The organism is Pseudomonas sp. UTLPPB19802 (assembly GCF_059730225.1).
This window is the reverse complement of the sequence record NZ_AP048545.1, coordinates 3,115,246-3,131,095: the sequence shown is the minus strand read 5'-3', so window position 1 is coordinate 3,131,095 and position 15,850 is coordinate 3,115,246. Positions and strand designations below refer to the sequence as shown.

Genomic DNA, 15,850 nt, shown 5'->3' with positions numbered 1-15,850 from the left:
CGCCGCCCGAGGCAGGCTGGCGGGCACCCGCATTGCATCAGTTACGGCCAGAGGCTTCAGGGCTTGACCTTGCGGCGCATCACGCCGTTGATGATCACCACCACCACCGCTACGCCAATGGCGATGTACTGGAACAGCTTCTCGCTGATCACGCCGGTGTTCTGCAGGTAGGTGAGGCCGAACATGATCCCCAGCACTACCAGGACCACCAGAATCGAGTATTTCAAACGTTGTGCCTGGGTCATTGCCTGTTTCCTGAAAGAAGCCTGGAACGCCAGGCCTCGGGTGAAATGTATCCGCTTTGTATCGCCCTTCATGCCAAGCACCTACAGTGCACGACGAATAAGCCGACCAAAACGCAGTCTCATGATACAGGCGGGCAAATGTTTTCGCTGCCCGGCTTTAACCATGAGGATGTGTCCATGTTTCGTCGAATCACACTGCTGATTCCTGCGTTGATCCTGTTGTCACTGAGCGGCTGCATCATCATGCCGCGCGATCACGGTGGCTGGCATGACCACCGCTACTACGGCGGCGGCCCCGGTTATTACGGTGGCGGCCCCGGCTACTACCATCGCTGACATTCACGGGTGAGCCAGAGGCTCACCCGTTTCATTTCTGCCCCGGCTTTCACCCTCCCTTATCGCTTGAATCCAATGCCCGGCCGGGCACACACCTGCACCAGCCAATCGACGAACACCCGCACCCGTGGGGACAACTGCCGGTGCGGCGGATACAGCGCGGCCAGCGGCAAGCCGGGTTGCGGCACTCCCGGCAGCACTTCGCACAAGCGCCCGTCACGCAGTTGTTCGACCACGTGATAGTACGGAATCTGCACCAGGCCAAAGCCGGCCTCGCAGGCTGCCAGGTAACCATCGGCACTGCTCACTGAAACCTGCTTGGGCAGGTGCAGCTCCCGGGCCTGGCCGCCCTGGAGAAACTCCAGGCCAAAGCGCCTGCCACTGACGCTGGAAAAATACTCGACCATCCGATGCCCCGACAGCGCTTCCAGCGACTGCGGCACACCATGCTCGCGCAGATAGGCCGGGCTGGCGCAGATCAGTTGTTCGATGGTCGCCAGCGGCCGGGCAACCAGCGACTCGTCCAGCACCGCACCGCCGCGCAGCACGCAATCGACGCCGTCGCGAATCAGGTCGACAGGACGATCATTCAAGCCGATTTCCAATTCGATCAGCGGGTAGCGCTCGGTGAACTCCGGCAACGCGGGGATCACGATCAGCCGGCCGATGGCCGCCGGCATATCGACCCGCAGGGTGCCGCGAGGATTCAGGCGCGAGGAGCGAAACACCGCCTCGGTTTCCTCCAGGTCCGCCAGCAATTGCACGCAACGCCGGTAGTAGGCCTCGCCATCCAGGGTCGTGCTGACCTGGCGGGTGGTGCGATGCAGCAACTGCACGCCCAGGTGCGCCTCCAACTGCTTGACCAGGATGGTCACCGAGGCCCGTGGCAATTGCAGGCTGTCCGCAGCCTTGGCGAAACCGCCCAGTTCGACGATCCGGGTAAACACGCGCATGGCGTTGAAACGATCCATTGGCCACCCGTTCTTGGGAAACTGTTTAGATAATACGAATAGTGATAGTGCTTTTAGCCGGTTTATCGCGGTTTTGTCGAGGAACACAATGGACCACCATCCCCTCAACGGAGCGTCAGCGATGCACACTCGTCAACTGGGCAAGAACGGCCCGCAGGTTTCCGCCATCGGTCTTGGCTGCATGGGCATGAGCGACTTCTACACCACCGGCAACGCCAGCCAGGACAACCGCGAAGCCACCGCCACCCTACACCGCGCCCTCGAACTGGGTGTAACCCTGCTCGATACCGCCGACATGTACGGCCCCTACCGCAACGAGGAACTGCTCGGCCAAGCGCTTGCCGGCAAGCGCGACCAGGCCTTCCTCGCAAGCAAGTTCGGCATCCTGCGTGATCCGGCCAACCCGACGCTGCGTGGGGTCAACGGGCGACCGGAATATGTGCGTAGCTCCATCGACGGCACCCTGAAGCGCCTCGGTATCGAAACACTCGACCTGTACTACCTGCACCGGGTCGACCCAGAGGTGGCCATCGAGGAAACCGTCGGCGCCATGGCCGAGCTGGTCAAGGCCGGCAAGGTCCGTTACCTGGGCCTGAGCGAAGCCTCGGCGAGCACCCTGGAGCGGGCGCACCAGGTCCATCCGATCAGCGCGCTGCAAAGTGAATACTCATTGTGGAGCCGCGACCCGGAGCACAATGGCTGCCTGCAAGCCTGCCAGCGGCTGGGAATCGCCTTCGTGCCCTACAGCCCCCTGGGTCGAGGCTTCCTCACCGGGGCGCTGAAAACCCCGGAAGACTTTGCCGCCGATGACTTCCGGCGCACCAACCCGCGCTTCCAGGGCGAGAATTTCGCCAGAAACCTGCAACTGGTGGAGCAGGTCCAGGCCCTGGCAACGGAGAAAGGCGTCAGTACCGGTCAGTTGGCCCTGGCCTGGGTACTGGCCCAGGGTGACTACCTGATCCCGATTCCCGGGACCCGGCAGCGCAAGTACCTGGAAGAGAACGTCGCGGCGCTGGACGTGCGCCTGAGCGCGGCCGAGTTGCGGGCACTGGATGAGGTGTTCCCGGTGGACGCGGCGGCCGGTAGCCGTTATGCGGAGTCGGTGATGCAGGGTCTCAACCGCTGACGCTCAAGCAGCGACCACGATCCTCTGTGGCGAGCGGGCTTGCCCGCGATGGGCCGCCAAGCGGCCCCAAAACCTGTCCCGGGGAATTCCTGGCACACCGAGCCGGTTGGTTTGCGGCTGCCATGCAGCCGAGCGCGGGCAAGCCCGCTCGCCACCAGGCCAATTCAGAAATCACGCTTGTAGAAAATGTCCAATGAACTGGCCACGCCACTCGCCGCCTCCAGGTACACCCGCTTGCTCAGCAGGTAGCGCAAGGCGATGGTGTTGGCCGGTTCGAACACCCCGACGCCATAACGCAGGCTCAGTTTCTCGGTGATCTTGCCACTGGCGACCACTGCGGTCTTGGTGCCGCTGCCCTGGGTATCCAGTTCGAAATCCTGGACACCGAGGTTCTTCGCCAGGCTCGACGTCACCGACGAACTGCCCATCAACCCCAGCCCCAACGCCGCCTGGGCGAGCATGTTGTTGTCTTCACCGGTAGTGCTCAACGGACGCCCCAACACCAGGTAGGACAGCGCCTGCTCCTGGCTCATCGCCGGCTCGGAGAAAATCTGCGTGGTCGGTTGCTCGGCACTGCCGCTCAGGCGAATTCCGGCAATCACATCGCCCGTCTGGCGGATCGCCTCGATATCCAGGAACGGCTGGTCGACCGGGCCGGCAAACAGCAGGCGCGCCCGGCGCACATTCAGTTTCTGGCCGTAGGCGCGGTAACGCCCGTCGTTGAGCCACAACTCGCCACGGGTGTCGAGGTTGTCGCCAATGTGCACCTGGCCCTGCAAGGTCGCGGTCAGGCCAAAACCGCTGAAGCTGAGCTTGTCCTGGCCGACGATGACATCGATGTCCATGGCGATCGCCAGCGGTGGCTTGCCCTCCTCGGTCTGGTTGCCGACGATCACCGTGTCGTCGGAGACCTTCACCGTCGACGGCGGCAACTCGCGCACAGTGATTTCGCCCTTGGGCACCAACACCTTGCCGACCACCGCCAGCTTGTCGCCGTGCATCGTGATCCGCAGATCCGGGGCCACCTGCAACGCCGCGTAGGGCTCGACGTTCACCGGCAGTTGCTGGCCCCTGAGGGCAATGTCCATTGTCAGGGCGTCGGCCCAGCCGATGTGCCCGCTCAAGTTGCCCTGCCCCGACTCGCCGCCCTTCCAACTGCCGTTGAGCTGGACATTTTCCCCGGCGATCTGCGCCTGGGCCCGCAGGTCGCTGATGGTGGTCGGCAGTTCCGGTCCCGACACCGCGCCATCGCTGAGCAACAGGTTGCCGTTGACCTGCGGCGCCAGCAGTCCACCGGAAAGACGGCCACTGCCGTCCAGGCGTCCGGCCAATTTCTCGACCATCGGCACGAATGGCCGGATTACCGCGATATCGAGGCCACTGAGACGGAAGTCGCCGCTCAGCGGCTTGTTCTTCGCCAGCGGATTGATCTGTGCCTGGAGAGTCAGCTCACCGAGCTTGCCACCGCGAAAGTCCAGGTTGCTGTCGACCCGGCGCGGCGTCAGGTCGCTGGTCAGCCTGAGGGTTTCATAGGGGAACTCCAGCCACTGCCGGCGCTTCTCGCGCACGCGCAAGGTGCCGCCGCTGGCATCGACCATGATCCGGCCTTTCGGGCCGCTGGCCGGCAGGTCCAGTTGCAGGTCGGCATTGAGCCGGCCCTGCCAGGCGAAATCCCGAGGCATCCACTGCGCCAGGCTCTCCAGCGGGAACTGCTTGAGGTGCATGCGCAACCTCGGCTCGGGCATCAGCCGCTGGTCCTCGCCGCACAGACTGGCCTCGCCGGACGCCCAGCAGTGGGCACCCAACGTCAGGCGGCCATCGGCCAGCCGTTCAAGCTTGGCCGGGGCCTGCAGTATCCAGTCCTGCCCGCCGGTGCGGACGTCGCCCGAAGCCAGCCGGCCGCGCCAGTTGCCCCGGTCCAGGGTACCGTCAACCCCTAGGCCCAGCTTCAACAGCGGACCTTGCAGATCCAACTGCACCGCCTGGCGCTTGATATCGCCCTGGCCATTGACCAGCAGGTTGCCCAGGTCGGTTTCGCCGAGCTGGATCGCATTGCCCTTGAGCTCCAGGCGCGCACGCTGGGCCTTGTCGAGGTTGGCATCGAGGCTGAGGCTCTGCAGGCGGTTGTCGGCGAACGCCAGTTGCTGGCCCTGCAGGCTGGCCTTGCCCTGGGGCGCCTTGAGGCTGCCAGCGACGTCGACGCGGCCCTTGAGCTGGCCGCGCAACTGCGGCCAGAGCTGGCCGAGGCGCGGCATGTTCAGGTCGAGCTGGCCGGCCAGTTGCTGCTGCAGACGGCCGTTGCCGCTGATGCGGTTGTCACCCAGGCGAATCTCCAGGGCAGCGAGGCTCCACTGTTCGCCGGTGCCGCCGGCCTTGGCCTGCAGCACCGCCGGTTGGCCCCGCAGCTTACCCTTGAGGTCGATATCGGCATTCAGGTCAAGCTTGTCGTTCTTGAACTCGCCCTTGCTACGCAAGGGACCGGCCAGGGTACCGGGCAATTCCGCCACCCAGTAGGCGGGGTTGAGTGCGCTGAGGTCCAGTGACGTATCCCAGGCCACGCCATCGGCAAACTGCAGCTTGAGGTAACCACTGGCCTTGCCCTGCCCCGCCGTCAGTTCGAGCTGCGGCAGGGCAATCTGCTGCAGGTCGCCGCTGAACGGGCTGAGCAGGCTGAAACGCCCGGCCGGACCGTCGAGGTCGGCCTTGAAGTTGCCCAGGTAATTGCCATCGGTGTAGTGCACTTCACCGACGAAGGTCCGCGCTTTCACCGCCGGCTCGTCAATCAGCGGGTACAGGCGGTGCCAGGGAAAATCCAGCCAATCGACATTGGCATCGGCGCTGAAACCCTTCTGCCAGTCCAACTGGCCGCTGACTTTCAGGTGCTGGTCGGCGCCAGCATCCAGCTCCAGCGCGACGATCTGTGCGCCCTTGGCGTCGACCCGGCCATTCAGCGCCAGGCCCACGGCCCCCTGCTCGGCCGGCAGGCTGGCCTTGCCCTGCAACAGGTAACCGTTCTTCAGGTCGCCGTTGCCGGTCAGCTCCAACTGATTGAGCTGCAGGGTATCCGGCAGATCGGCACTGGCCTTGAAACCATCGGAGGTGATCTTCACCTGGGCCGGGAGGTTCTCCGCCAGGGCCTGCAATTGCCCGGTCAGTTGCCCCTGCAGATAGCCACTGCTGTCGGCCTTGAGGTTCAGGGTCTTGAGCAGGTCGCCCTGGATATCCAGCGCCAGTGCCCACGGCGTACCGCCGGGAGCCGGCAGCATCAGCTTGCCCTGCAAGGCCAGCGGCCACTGGGCAAGCGGTTGCAGCAGGCCGGACAGCTCCAGGCTCAAATCGTCGCGGCGCACGTGCAGGGTGTCGACCTGCAAGCCAGCGGCGGTCCAGTGGGCGGCCAACTGCAACTCACGGAACTGCTCGCTGCCGTCGAGCTGCAGGCTGCCGACCCGTACCTGGCCAAGACGAACACTCAGCGGCAGTTTCAAGTCCGGCAGGGTCAGTGGCTCGCTGTCGCTCTGCGGCGCGCTCGGCGGGAAATGCAGCTCGACCCGCTCGACGTCCAATTGATCGATACACAGGCTCAGTTGTGCCAGGCACGGCAACGACCAGTCGAAGCGTGGCTGGCTCACCTCGACGCGACTGCCGCCTTGCTCCCAATGCAGGCGGTCGGCACTCCACTGGCCACCCAGGCGGCCTTGAAAGTTGTCCACCGTCAGCCCCGGCACCTGCGCCAGGGCCCAACGGCTGCCACCCTGGGTGCCCAGCAGCGTGGCGACAGTCGCCACCACCAGCAACACTAGGGCAATCAGGACCAAGCCGAAGATTTTCAAACCACGCGTCACAGCTCAGGCCCCATGGAGAAGTGCAAACGGATACCGCCCGGATCATCCAGGGCATGGGCCAGGTCGAGGCGGATCGGCCCGACCGGCGAGACCCAGCGCACGCCGATGCCGACACCGGTCTTCAGGCTGGGAAAATCCAGGGTGTTGAAGGAGTTGCCCTGGTCGACGAAGGTCGCGATCCGCCACTTGTCGGCAATCGAGTACTGGTACTCGACACTGCCAGCGACCATGTAGCGGCCACCGATCCGGTCGCCGTCGGAGTTCTCCGGGGACAGGGTCTGGTACTCGTAGCCGCGCACGCTCTGGTCGCCACCGGCAAAGAAACGCAACGATGGTGGAACCGACTTGTAGCCGTTGGTGGCGCTGCCACCGAACTGCACCCGGCCGAGGAACCGGTGCTTGTCCCACACCGTGGTCAGCCCCTTGAGCAAGGCGGTGCCGTACAACAGGTTGTTGTCCGAGCCCAATCCTTCCTTGGCGACCTTGGCATCGAACTGCAGGCGATAACCGTTGTGCGGGTCGATGCGATTGTCGCTGCGCAAGTATGAATAGCTGACGCCAGGCATCAACAAGGTACTGAGCCCCGAGTCGTCGCCCAGGCGATATTCCTCGCGCTGCCATTTCAGCGAAATGACCCGCTGCCAGCCGTTGGGCAACTTGCTGTGCCACTCGGGGCCGACGGTGAGCAGCTTGCTCAGGCTGTCGGTGTTGGCCAGTTCTTCGTACTGGTAGCCGGCCGCCCAACGCAGCTTGTCGGTCAGTGGCGGGTCCAGTGGGTGGTCATACCAGACGCCGACGTTCTGTCGTGGCGCGGAGATTTCACTCTCGATGCCGTAGCTGTCGCCCTCGCCATTGACCCAGTGCCGGGTCCAACTGGCCTTGCCACGCGGCCCGACGTCGGTCGAAAAACCCAGGCCCAGGCCAAGAGTACGGGGTTTGCGGGTGTCCAGCTGGACATTCACCGGAATCACCTGGGCAGTGGCGGAAGTCGGCACGGCGTCGACCCGCACGCCCTCGAAGTAGCCGCTCGATTGCAGCGCCTGGTTGAGTTCGGCGATCAGTTCGGAGTCGTACGGGGTGTCGGGCTTGAACGGCACCATGCGTTGCAGCAGGTCATCGTCGAACGGCGTGTCGCCGGAAAAATGCACCGAGCCCAGGGCATAGCGCGGGCCGCTGTCGTAGATCAGCTCGATATCGGCCACGCCGGCCTGCGGGTCGACCAGCAGTTTCTGCGCGGTGAATCGCCCACTGAAGAAACCGTAGCGCGAGGCCTGGTTCTGGATCAGCCGCTTGGCGTCTTCATAATGACCATGATTGAGTACGGCACCGGGGCGCAGGGCATCGCTCTTGGGAACACGGAACGCCTTGAGGCTGGCGGCGGGCCCGTCGATGCGCACCGTCACGTTGCGCAAGTGCACCGGTTCACCGGGGTCGATCTTGAGGATCAGGCGCGGCGTCTTGCCGCCCTCGACCTCGCTGTCTATCTGCGGCTGGTAGTAGCCAAGGGCCTGGGCGGCCTTCTTCGCCTGCTCTTCGGCCCCCCGGCTGAAACGCTCGAGTGCACGCTCGCTGCGATCGCCGAGGCTGCCGATATAGCCTTCCACATTGGACTTCAACTCATCGTTGGCCGGTTTGACCCGAACATCGAGTTCACTCTGTGCCAGCGCCGCCGTGCTGCAGAGAAGCAGAAGCAGGCCGCTGGTGAATCTTCCTGAAAACGTCATAGGGGCGGATGCTACCACGGGCTGGGGACCGTCATAGAACCCCGACAGCGGTTAAAAGTTCGACCCTCAAGCCGTTGCTGTTTGTAACGCCTGCGGATTGGCGTGGTAAAACACGTGTTCAAGGACAGGTCCTACAGCAACCTCTCCGATTTCCTCGTACCCCTGGCGTTTGTAGAATTCCAGGTGGCGCGGATCGCCGGTATCGAGAATCACCCCATCGGAATGTTCGTCCTCGGCGCACCAGTCGTGTACCGCCGCCAGCAATTGTTCACCGTAGTGATGGCCCTGGAACTCCGGATGAATCCCCAACAGCGGCAGCCTATGCACCGTGTTCGAAGGCACGCAGGCCTGCACCGCCTGGTGATACTCCAGAAAACGGCGGGTGCACTTGACGCCGGTACCGAGCAGCATGCGCATGCGCCAGGCCCAGCTTTCGGTGATACCCAGGCGGCGTTGCGGCGGGGTGATCAGGGCGATCCCGACCAGCCGGTCGTTGACCAGCAGGCCGATGGCCGGCAGTTCCTGGAAAAAATGCTGCCTGACCAACTCCCGCACCGTGGCACGCACCCGCTGCTCGTAACCGGGCCGTTCGGACTCGAAGAGATAACCGAAGGTCGGCTCATGGCGGTAGGCGTGGTACAACAGGGAACGGGCTTCGCGGGAATAGCCGCTGTCGAGCAGGTGAATCCGGGCGGTGGTGTCTGGAGTGTCGGGCATTTCGGTCGATCTCCCTGAACGCTACGGGAACATAGCTTGCTGTCATGTACGAGCCCTTGACCCGCCCGACAGTTCAAATCGACTACCAAGCCAAGGCTTGTCAGCTAACGTTAGCAGTGCATTTGTCCTACCGCCACGCTGGCCCGGATCGGACTTGTCGGCTAGCATCGCTGTTTTGCCAGGACTGCCGCCCATGAAGATCGTCTCGTTCAACATCAACGGCCTGCGCGCCCGGCCCCATCAGCTGGCGGCGCTGATCGAGAAATACCAGCCGGACGTGATCGGCCTGCAGGAAACCAAGGTCGCCGACGAACAGTTTCCCCAGGCGGAAATCGAGGCGCTGGGCTACCACGTCAGTTTCCACGGGCAGAAGGGCCATTACGGCGTCGCCCTGCTCTCGCGCCAGGCGCCGCTGAGCCTGCACAAGGGTTTCGAAGGCGATGACGAACAAGCCCAGAAACGCTTCATCTGGGGCACCTTCGCCGACGAGAACGGCAACCCGGTAACCATCATGAACGGCTATTTCCCCCAGGGCGAAAGCCGCGACCACCCGACCAAGTTCCCGGCCAAGGCCAAGTTCTACCAGGACCTGCAACGGCTGCTGGAGAGCCGCTTCAGCAACGACACACCGCTGGTGGTGATGGGCGACATCAACATCTCCCCCGAGGACAGCGACATCGGCATCGGTGCCGACAATGCCAAGCGCTGGCTGAAGACCGGCAAGTGCAGCTTCCTGCCGGAAGAGCGCGAGTGGCTGGGACGCCTGAAGAACTGGGGTTTGGTGGACAGCTTCCGCCACCTGCACCCCGAGGTGAACGACCGTTTCAGCTGGTTCGACTACCGCAGCCGCGGTTTCGAGGACGAGCCCAAGCGCGGACTGCGCATCGATGTGATCATGGCCTCCAACGGGCTGCTGTCGCGGGTCAAGGCCGGTGGCGTCGACTATGAGCTGCGGGGCATGGAAAAACCTTCCGATCATGCGCCGATCTGGCTGGAACTGAGCTGATTCGCTTTCTTTAGCCTGTCTTCGCCCTTTCGCGGGCAAGTCTCCTGCAGGGGACGATGCAATCCTGCAGGAGCAGGGCTTGCCCGCGAAGAGTCCCGGCCAGCTGTCATCTTTCTGCAACCACACTGACTCATTCTTGCCGCACTTTTGTTTCCAGAAGGTGCCGCCCTCATGCTGCGTGCGCTCTCCCTGCTGTTCCTCTGCGCCCTCACATCCATCACCCACGCCGCCCTCCCCGCGCCGCCTGACGATGGCCTGGTCTTGCGTATCCAAGGCTCCAACACCATCGGCGCCACTCTCGGCCCCGCGCTGGTCAAGGCCTGGCTCATCGAGCAGGGGCTGCGCGGCGTGCACGACGCAGCCACCGGCAAGGACAATGAACAGCGGATCCTGGCCACCACCGACCAGGGCCGACGGGTGCGCGTCGAAGTGGCCGCCCACGGTTCCAGCACCGGCTTTGTCGCCCTCAAGGCCGGCACCGCCGACCTCGCCGCCGCCTCCCGCGCCATCAAGGATAGCGAACGCCAGGCCCTGGAAAACCTCGGCGACCTGAAAAGCCCCGAGGCCGAACAGGTGATCGCCATCGACGGCGTGGCGATCATCCTTCACCCGCAGAACCCGCTGACCCAACTCGATAGCCGGCAATTGGCGCAGATCTTTTCCGGAACGGTGAAAACCTGGGAAGAACTGGGCGGCATCGGCGGGGCCATCCACCTATACGCCCGCGATGACCAGTCCGGCACCTGGGACACCTTCCGCAACCTGGTCCTGCACGACAAGCCCCTGGCCAGCGGCGCCAAACGCTTCGAGTCCAGCGAGCAACTGTCCGATGCGGTCAGCCAGGACCGGGCCGGCATCGGTTTCATCGGCCTGCCCTATGTGCGCCAGGCCAAGGCCGTGGCGATCGTCGATGGCGACTCGCAACCGATGTTGCCGTTGGCCAGCCTGATCGCCACCGAGGACTATCCGCTGTCACGCCGGCTGTTCTTCTACCTGCCGCCGAACAGCGGCAATCTGTGGGCCCGGTCGCTGGTGAAGTTCACCCAGGGCCGGGCCGGCCAGGCGATCGTTGCCCGCAGCGGCTTCATCGCCCAGACGGTACAGGCCATGCCGGTGCCCGCCAGCGCGCAGATGCCCGCCGACTACCGGGCGTTGGCGAAACAGGCCCAGCGTCTATCGGTGAACTTCCGTTTCGAGGAAGGCAGTGCCAGCCTGGACAGCAAGGCCCGCCAGGATGTGCAGCGAGTACTCGATTACCTGCGCGACCGCGGCAAACTGAACGATCGGGTGACGCTGGTGGGATTTGGCGATGCCAAGAGCGACCCGGAGCGGGCGCAGTTGCTGTCGAAGCTGCGGGCCATGGCGGTGCGCCGGGAACTGCTCAAGGGTGGCGTGGTGTTTCGCGACATCATCGGTTTTGGCGAGCAGATGCCGGTGGCGGCCAATACCGCCGATGAAGGCCGGATCAGGAATCGCCGGGTCGAGGTGTGGGTCTATTGATCGACGATCTCCGGTCCGGCCAGCATTGGTGGCGAGCGAGCTTGTCGGGACGCCGCACCGCCGCGCCGGGCCGCGAAGCGGCCCCAAACCCGGCAGCATCAATCTGCCTGGTACACCGTGGACTCAGGTTTCAGGGCTGCTGCGCACCTCAGCGCGGGCAAGCCCGCTCGCCACAAAAGCAGTTGGCCAGCAGGCCCACCCAGGAAGGTGAGCTCGCCACAAGGGTTCACTCAATCAACGCTCTGGGCGCATCATTTCCCGCGGCACATACTTGCCGATCTCATACTTGCCGATCGCTGCCCGGTGCACCTCATCCGGGCCATCGGCCAGGCGCAGGGTCCGCTGCATCGCATACATGTACGCCAGCGGGAAATCATTGGATACCCCCGCTCCGCCATGAATCTGGATCGCCCGGTCGATGACCTTCAAGGCCACGTTCGGCGCCACCACCTTGATCTGGGCGATCTCGCTCTTCGCTACCTTGTTACCCACGGTGTCCATCATGTACGCCGCCTTCAGGGTCAGCAGGCGGGCCATGTCGATTTCCATCCGTGAATCGGCGATCTTGTCGATGTTACCGCCCAGGCGTGCCAGCGGCTTGCCGAACGCGGTACGGTTGACCGAACGCTTGCACATCAACTCCAGCGCACGCTCGGCCATGCCGATCGAACGCATGCAGTGGTGAATCCGCCCAGGCCCCAGGCGCCCCTGGGCGATCTCGAAGCCACGACCCTCGCCCAGCAATACATTCTCGTAAGGCACCCGCACATTCTCGAACAGCACTTCGGCGTGACCGTGCGGCGCATCGTCATAGCCGAACACCGGCAGCGGCCGGACGATCTTCACACCGGGGGTATCGACCGGCACCAGGATCATCGAGTGCTGCTGGTGACGCGGTGCATCCGGGTTGCTCAAGCCCATGAAGATGAGGATCTTGCAGCGCGGGTCGCAGGCACCGGAGGTCCACCACTTCTTGCCGTTGATCACCCACTCGTCGCCATCACGCACGGCGCGGGCGGCCATGTTGGTGGCATCGGACGAGGCCACGTCCGGCTCGGTCATGGCGAACGCCGAGCGGATCTCGCCACGCAGCAGCGGTTCGAGCCAACGCTGCTTCTGTTCTTCATTGGCATAGCGCACCAGTACTTCCATGTTGCCGGTGTCCGGCGCCGAGCAGTTGAACGGCTCCGGGCCCAGCAGCGAACGGCCCATGATTTCCGCCAGCGGCGCGTATTCCAGGTTGGTCAGCCCCGCCCCCAGTTCGGATTCCGGCAGGAACAGGTTCCACAGGCCTTCAGCGCGAGCCTTGGCCTTGAGCTCCTCCATGATCGCGGTGGGCTGCCAGCGGTCACCTTCGGCGACCTGGCGTTCGAACACCGGTTCGGCCGGGTACACGTAGGTGTCCATGAATGCGGTGACACGCTCACGCAGTTCCTGAACCTTGGGCGAATAGGCGAAATCCATGGGCAGCTACCTTCCTGTAACAGGTGGTTGGGGATATGGAATCGATGCTAGTCCCGGCTACGAAAATTTACCAAAGCTATTCTCGGCGTGTATTAACATTCATCACCGATATATGATCGGCTGATCGAATACTGACAATAAGAGCGCCGCGAAATGAATCTGAGCAAGGTCGACCTCAATCTTTTCATCGTCTTCGACGCCATCTACACCGAAGCCAACCTGACCCGCGCCGGGCAGATCGTCGGCATCACCCAGCCTGCGGTGTCCAACGCCCTGGCCCGACTGCGGGAAACCTTCAACGACCCGCTGTTCGTGCGCACCGCCCAAGGCATGGTGCCCACGCCAATGGCGCAGAACATCATCGGCCCGGTCCGCAACGCGCTGTCGCTGCTGCGCACCTCGGTCCAGGAAAGCCGCATCTTCAACCCGCTGCAGGCGAACAAGACCTACCGCATCAGCATGACCGACCTCACCGAGGCGGTGATCCTGCCGCCGCTGTTCCAGCGCCTGCGCCGCCTGGCGCCGACCGTGGCGATCGAGAGTTTCCTCTCCAAGCGCCGCGAGACCACCAAGGAACTGGCGGCCGGACGCATCGACTTCGCCGTCGACGCGCCGCTCAACACCGACCCGCAGGTACGCCACGTGCGGCTGATGGAAGACCGCTACGTCTGCGCCATGCGCAAGGGCCACCCGCTGGCGGGCAAGGACAAGCTGAACCTGGACGATTACCTGGGGCTGACCCACATCCATATCTCCAGCCGACGCAACGGCCTGGGCTACGTCGACCTGGCCCTGGGCAAGATGGGCATCCAGCGCAAGATCGCCCTACGCTCGCAGCACTACCTGATGGCTTCACAGGTGCTGCAGCAGACCGACATGGTCATGACCGTACCGGAACGTTTCGCCCGCCGGCATGAATTGCACTACTTCCAACTGCCGGTCAACGACGTGCCACCGGTGGAAACCCATCTCTACTGGCACGAAAGCACCGACCAGGACCCGGCCAACCGCTGGATGCGCGAACAGATCATCGAGCTGTGCCAGCAGGTCACCGCCCACGAGAAGAAGCTCGACAAGGCCTGAGCCACTGTGACAAGCGAGCGCCTGTGGCGAGCGGGCTTGCCCGCGCTGGGGAGCACAGCTCCCCTCACCCTCTGATGCCCCCCTCATTGCCCGCACTCAGCCGCCACCAGCTTGACGTATACGTCAACCAGCCTTTAGTTTACCCCTCATGCCCCTCCCCGAGCGCCTTCATGAGCAGCCAGACCTACAGCATCTCCGACCTCGCCCGCGAGCTCGACATCACCACCCGTGCCATCCGCTTCTATGAAGAACAGGGCATGCTCGCCCCGGAGCGCCGTGGCCTGGAGCGCATCTACTCGGCCCGTGACAAGGTGACCCTGAAACTGATCCTGCGTGGCAAGCGCATCGGCTTCTCCCTCGCCGAGTGCCGCGAGCTGATCGAGTTGTACGACCCTTCCGGAGGCAACCAGAAGCAGCTCAACAGCATGCTGGCAAAAATCTCCGAGCGCCGTGCGCAACTGGAGCAGCAACTGCTGGACATCGAACAGATGAAACTGGAACTCGACACCGCCGAGGAGCGCTGCATCCAGGCGCTGGCCCAAACCGTCGAATGATCAAGCACCGCCCCCCACATTCCAGAAGGTACCCGCCCATGTCCCTCCCCACCCACGTACGTCTGGTCGAAGTCGGCCCCCGCGACGGCCTGCAGAACGAAGCCCAGCCCATCAGCGTCACCGATAAGATCCGCCTGGTCGATCGCCTGACCGATGCCGGCCTGGACTACATCGAAGTCGGCAGTTTCGTCTCGCCCAAATGGGTACCGCAAATGGCCGGCTCGGCCGAGGTTTTCGCCGGCATCCAGCGCAAGCCCGGTGTGACCTATGCCGCCCTGGCCCCCAACCTGCGCGGGTTCGAGGATGCCGTGGCCGCCGGGGTAAAAGAGGTAGCGGTGTTCGCTGCTGCGTCCGAGGCCTTTTCCCAACGCAACATCAACTGCTCCATCAAGGAAAGCCTCGAGCGCTTCGTGCCGATCATGGATGCCGCCAGCCAGCACGGCGTGACCGTGCGTGGCTACGTGTCCTGCGTGCTGGGCTGCCCGTATGAAGGCGCGGTTAAGGCCGAGCAGGTCGCGGTGGTCGCCCGCGAGCTGTATGCGATGGGCTGCTACGAAGTGTCCCTGGGTGACACTATCGGCACCGGTACCGCCGGCGCCACCCGCCACATGTTCGAGGTGGTATCCGCCAGCGTGCCGCGGGAGAAGCTCGCCGGGCATTTCCACGACACCTACGGCCAGGCCATGGCCAACCTCTACGCCAGCCTGCTCGAGGGTATCCAGGTGTTCGACAGTTCCATCGCCGGCCTCGGCGGCTGCCCGTATGCCAAGGGCGCCAGCGGTAACGTCGCCACCGAAGACGTGCTCTACCTGCTCAATGGCCTGGGGATCAGCACTGGCGTCGACCTCGACCGCCTGCTGCTGGCCGGCCAGGAAATCTGCAGTGTGCTCGGCCGTGCTACCGGTTCGCGGGTAGCCAGGGCGCGACAGGCGGGCTGAGTGTGACAGTGTGTTACCAAGCGGAAACACAAACGAGTAACACGGAAACAGATTCGCCGATGTTGCCCACGGAAGATTGTCCTACAAAATCATCAACCAATTGATTTTAAAGGATTTTAAAAAGTTGGCACGCCACCTGCTATATCTCTGGCATAACAAGAACAAAAAGCAGCAAACCAATAAAAATAAGACGTACCGACTCTGACATAACAAGAACAACACGGCAGAGACGCAGCTAACAGATTCTTTTGGAGCAGGTGTGTTTTCAGGGAACCTCCGGGTCACCCGCAACCGGGCAGAGAACAATAAAACTACCTCAAGGTAGCTCCCGAACTGGTTGGATC

General features: G+C 63.6%; 13 protein-coding genes. 7 read left to right on the top strand and 6 right to left on the bottom strand.

Going from position 1 to position 15,850, the window contains the following annotated elements; genetic code table 11:
* Positions 1–56 precede the first annotated feature (56 nt).
* On the bottom strand, positions 57–245 hold the full coding sequence (locus AC6I6U_RS14075) for a hypothetical protein (RefSeq protein WP_186683971.1): 189 nt from the start codon (positions 243–245) through the stop codon (positions 57–59).
* Positions 246–422: 177 nt separating this feature from the next.
* Between AC6I6U_RS14075 and AC6I6U_RS14070 the strand changes: the two genes are divergently transcribed.
* Positions 423–581 (top strand): hypothetical protein, encoded by a 159-nt coding sequence (locus tag AC6I6U_RS14070; protein ID WP_017905539.1) that lies wholly within the window; start codon positions 423–425, stop codon positions 579–581.
* A gap of 59 nt (positions 582–640) precedes the next feature.
* Here the strand turns inward: AC6I6U_RS14070 and AC6I6U_RS14065 are convergent, their stop codons facing one another.
* Positions 641–1,552 (bottom strand): LysR family transcriptional regulator, encoded by a 912-nt coding sequence (locus AC6I6U_RS14065; RefSeq protein WP_497882522.1) that lies wholly within the window; start codon positions 1,550–1,552, stop codon positions 641–643.
* A 121-nt stretch (positions 1,553–1,673) separates the two neighbouring features.
* On the opposite strand from AC6I6U_RS14065, the gene AC6I6U_RS14060 reads away from it, so the two are divergent.
* Entirely contained in the window at positions 1,674–2,678 is a 1,005-nt protein-coding gene (locus AC6I6U_RS14060; protein WP_497882521.1) for an aldo/keto reductase, read from the top strand.
* Between the two features lie 164 nt (positions 2,679–2,842).
* On the opposite strand, the gene AC6I6U_RS14055 is transcribed toward AC6I6U_RS14060, so the two are convergent.
* From AC6I6U_RS14055 to AC6I6U_RS14045, 3 genes are all read right to left on the bottom strand, one after another.
* Positions 2,843–6,520 carry a translocation/assembly module TamB domain-containing protein gene (locus AC6I6U_RS14055; protein WP_497882520.1) on the bottom strand — a complete coding sequence of 1,226 codons (3,678 nt, stop codon included), beginning with the start codon at positions 6,518–6,520 and terminating at the stop codon, positions 2,843–2,845.
* A complete protein-coding gene (locus tag AC6I6U_RS14050; protein WP_497882519.1) occupies positions 6,517–8,244 on the bottom strand; it encodes an autotransporter assembly complex protein TamA in 1,728 nt (575 codons plus the stop codon). Before AC6I6U_RS14050 ends, AC6I6U_RS14055 begins: the two co-directional genes overlap by 4 nt.
* Before the next feature lie 66 nt (positions 8,245–8,310).
* Positions 8,311–8,961 carry a GNAT family N-acetyltransferase gene (locus tag AC6I6U_RS14045; RefSeq protein ID WP_497882518.1) on the bottom strand — a complete coding sequence of 217 codons (651 nt, stop codon included), beginning with the start codon at positions 8,959–8,961 and terminating at the stop codon, positions 8,311–8,313.
* Between the two features lie 193 nt (positions 8,962–9,154).
* On the opposite strand from AC6I6U_RS14045, the gene xthA reads away from it, so the two are divergent.
* Together xthA and AC6I6U_RS14035 are read left to right on the top strand one after the other, a co-directional pair.
* The gene (xthA, locus tag AC6I6U_RS14040) at positions 9,155–9,967 is read left to right on the top strand and encodes an exodeoxyribonuclease III (protein ID WP_497882517.1); all 813 of its coding nucleotides are present in this window, start codon (positions 9,155–9,157) and stop codon (positions 9,965–9,967) included.
* Positions 9,968–10,138: 171 nt separating this feature from the next.
* Positions 10,139–11,467 carry a substrate-binding domain-containing protein gene (locus tag AC6I6U_RS14035; RefSeq protein ID WP_497882516.1) on the top strand — a complete coding sequence of 443 codons (1,329 nt, stop codon included), beginning with the start codon at positions 10,139–10,141 and terminating at the stop codon, positions 11,465–11,467.
* 234 nt (positions 11,468–11,701) lie between these two features.
* Here the strand turns inward: AC6I6U_RS14035 and AC6I6U_RS14030 are convergent, their stop codons facing one another.
* Positions 11,702–12,931, bottom strand: a complete 1,230-nt coding sequence (locus AC6I6U_RS14030) for an acyl-CoA dehydrogenase (RefSeq protein WP_497882515.1) — start codon at positions 12,929–12,931, stop codon at positions 11,702–11,704.
* Positions 12,932–13,084: 153 nt separating this feature from the next.
* Here AC6I6U_RS14030 and AC6I6U_RS14025 point away from each other — a divergent pair, with 153 nt between their 5' ends.
* From AC6I6U_RS14025 to AC6I6U_RS14015, 3 genes are all read left to right on the top strand, one after another.
* A complete protein-coding gene (locus AC6I6U_RS14025; RefSeq protein WP_497882514.1) occupies positions 13,085–14,014 on the top strand; it encodes a LysR family transcriptional regulator in 930 nt (309 codons plus the stop codon).
* 170 nt (positions 14,015–14,184) lie between these two features.
* Positions 14,185–14,568 (top strand): MerR family transcriptional regulator, encoded by a 384-nt coding sequence (locus AC6I6U_RS14020; RefSeq protein WP_497882513.1) that lies wholly within the window; start codon positions 14,185–14,187, stop codon positions 14,566–14,568.
* A 38-nt stretch (positions 14,569–14,606) separates the two neighbouring features.
* The gene (locus AC6I6U_RS14015) at positions 14,607–15,506 is read left to right on the top strand and encodes a hydroxymethylglutaryl-CoA lyase (protein WP_497882512.1); all 900 of its coding nucleotides are present in this window, start codon (positions 14,607–14,609) and stop codon (positions 15,504–15,506) included.
* The last annotated feature ends 344 nt before the right edge of the window (positions 15,507–15,850 follow it).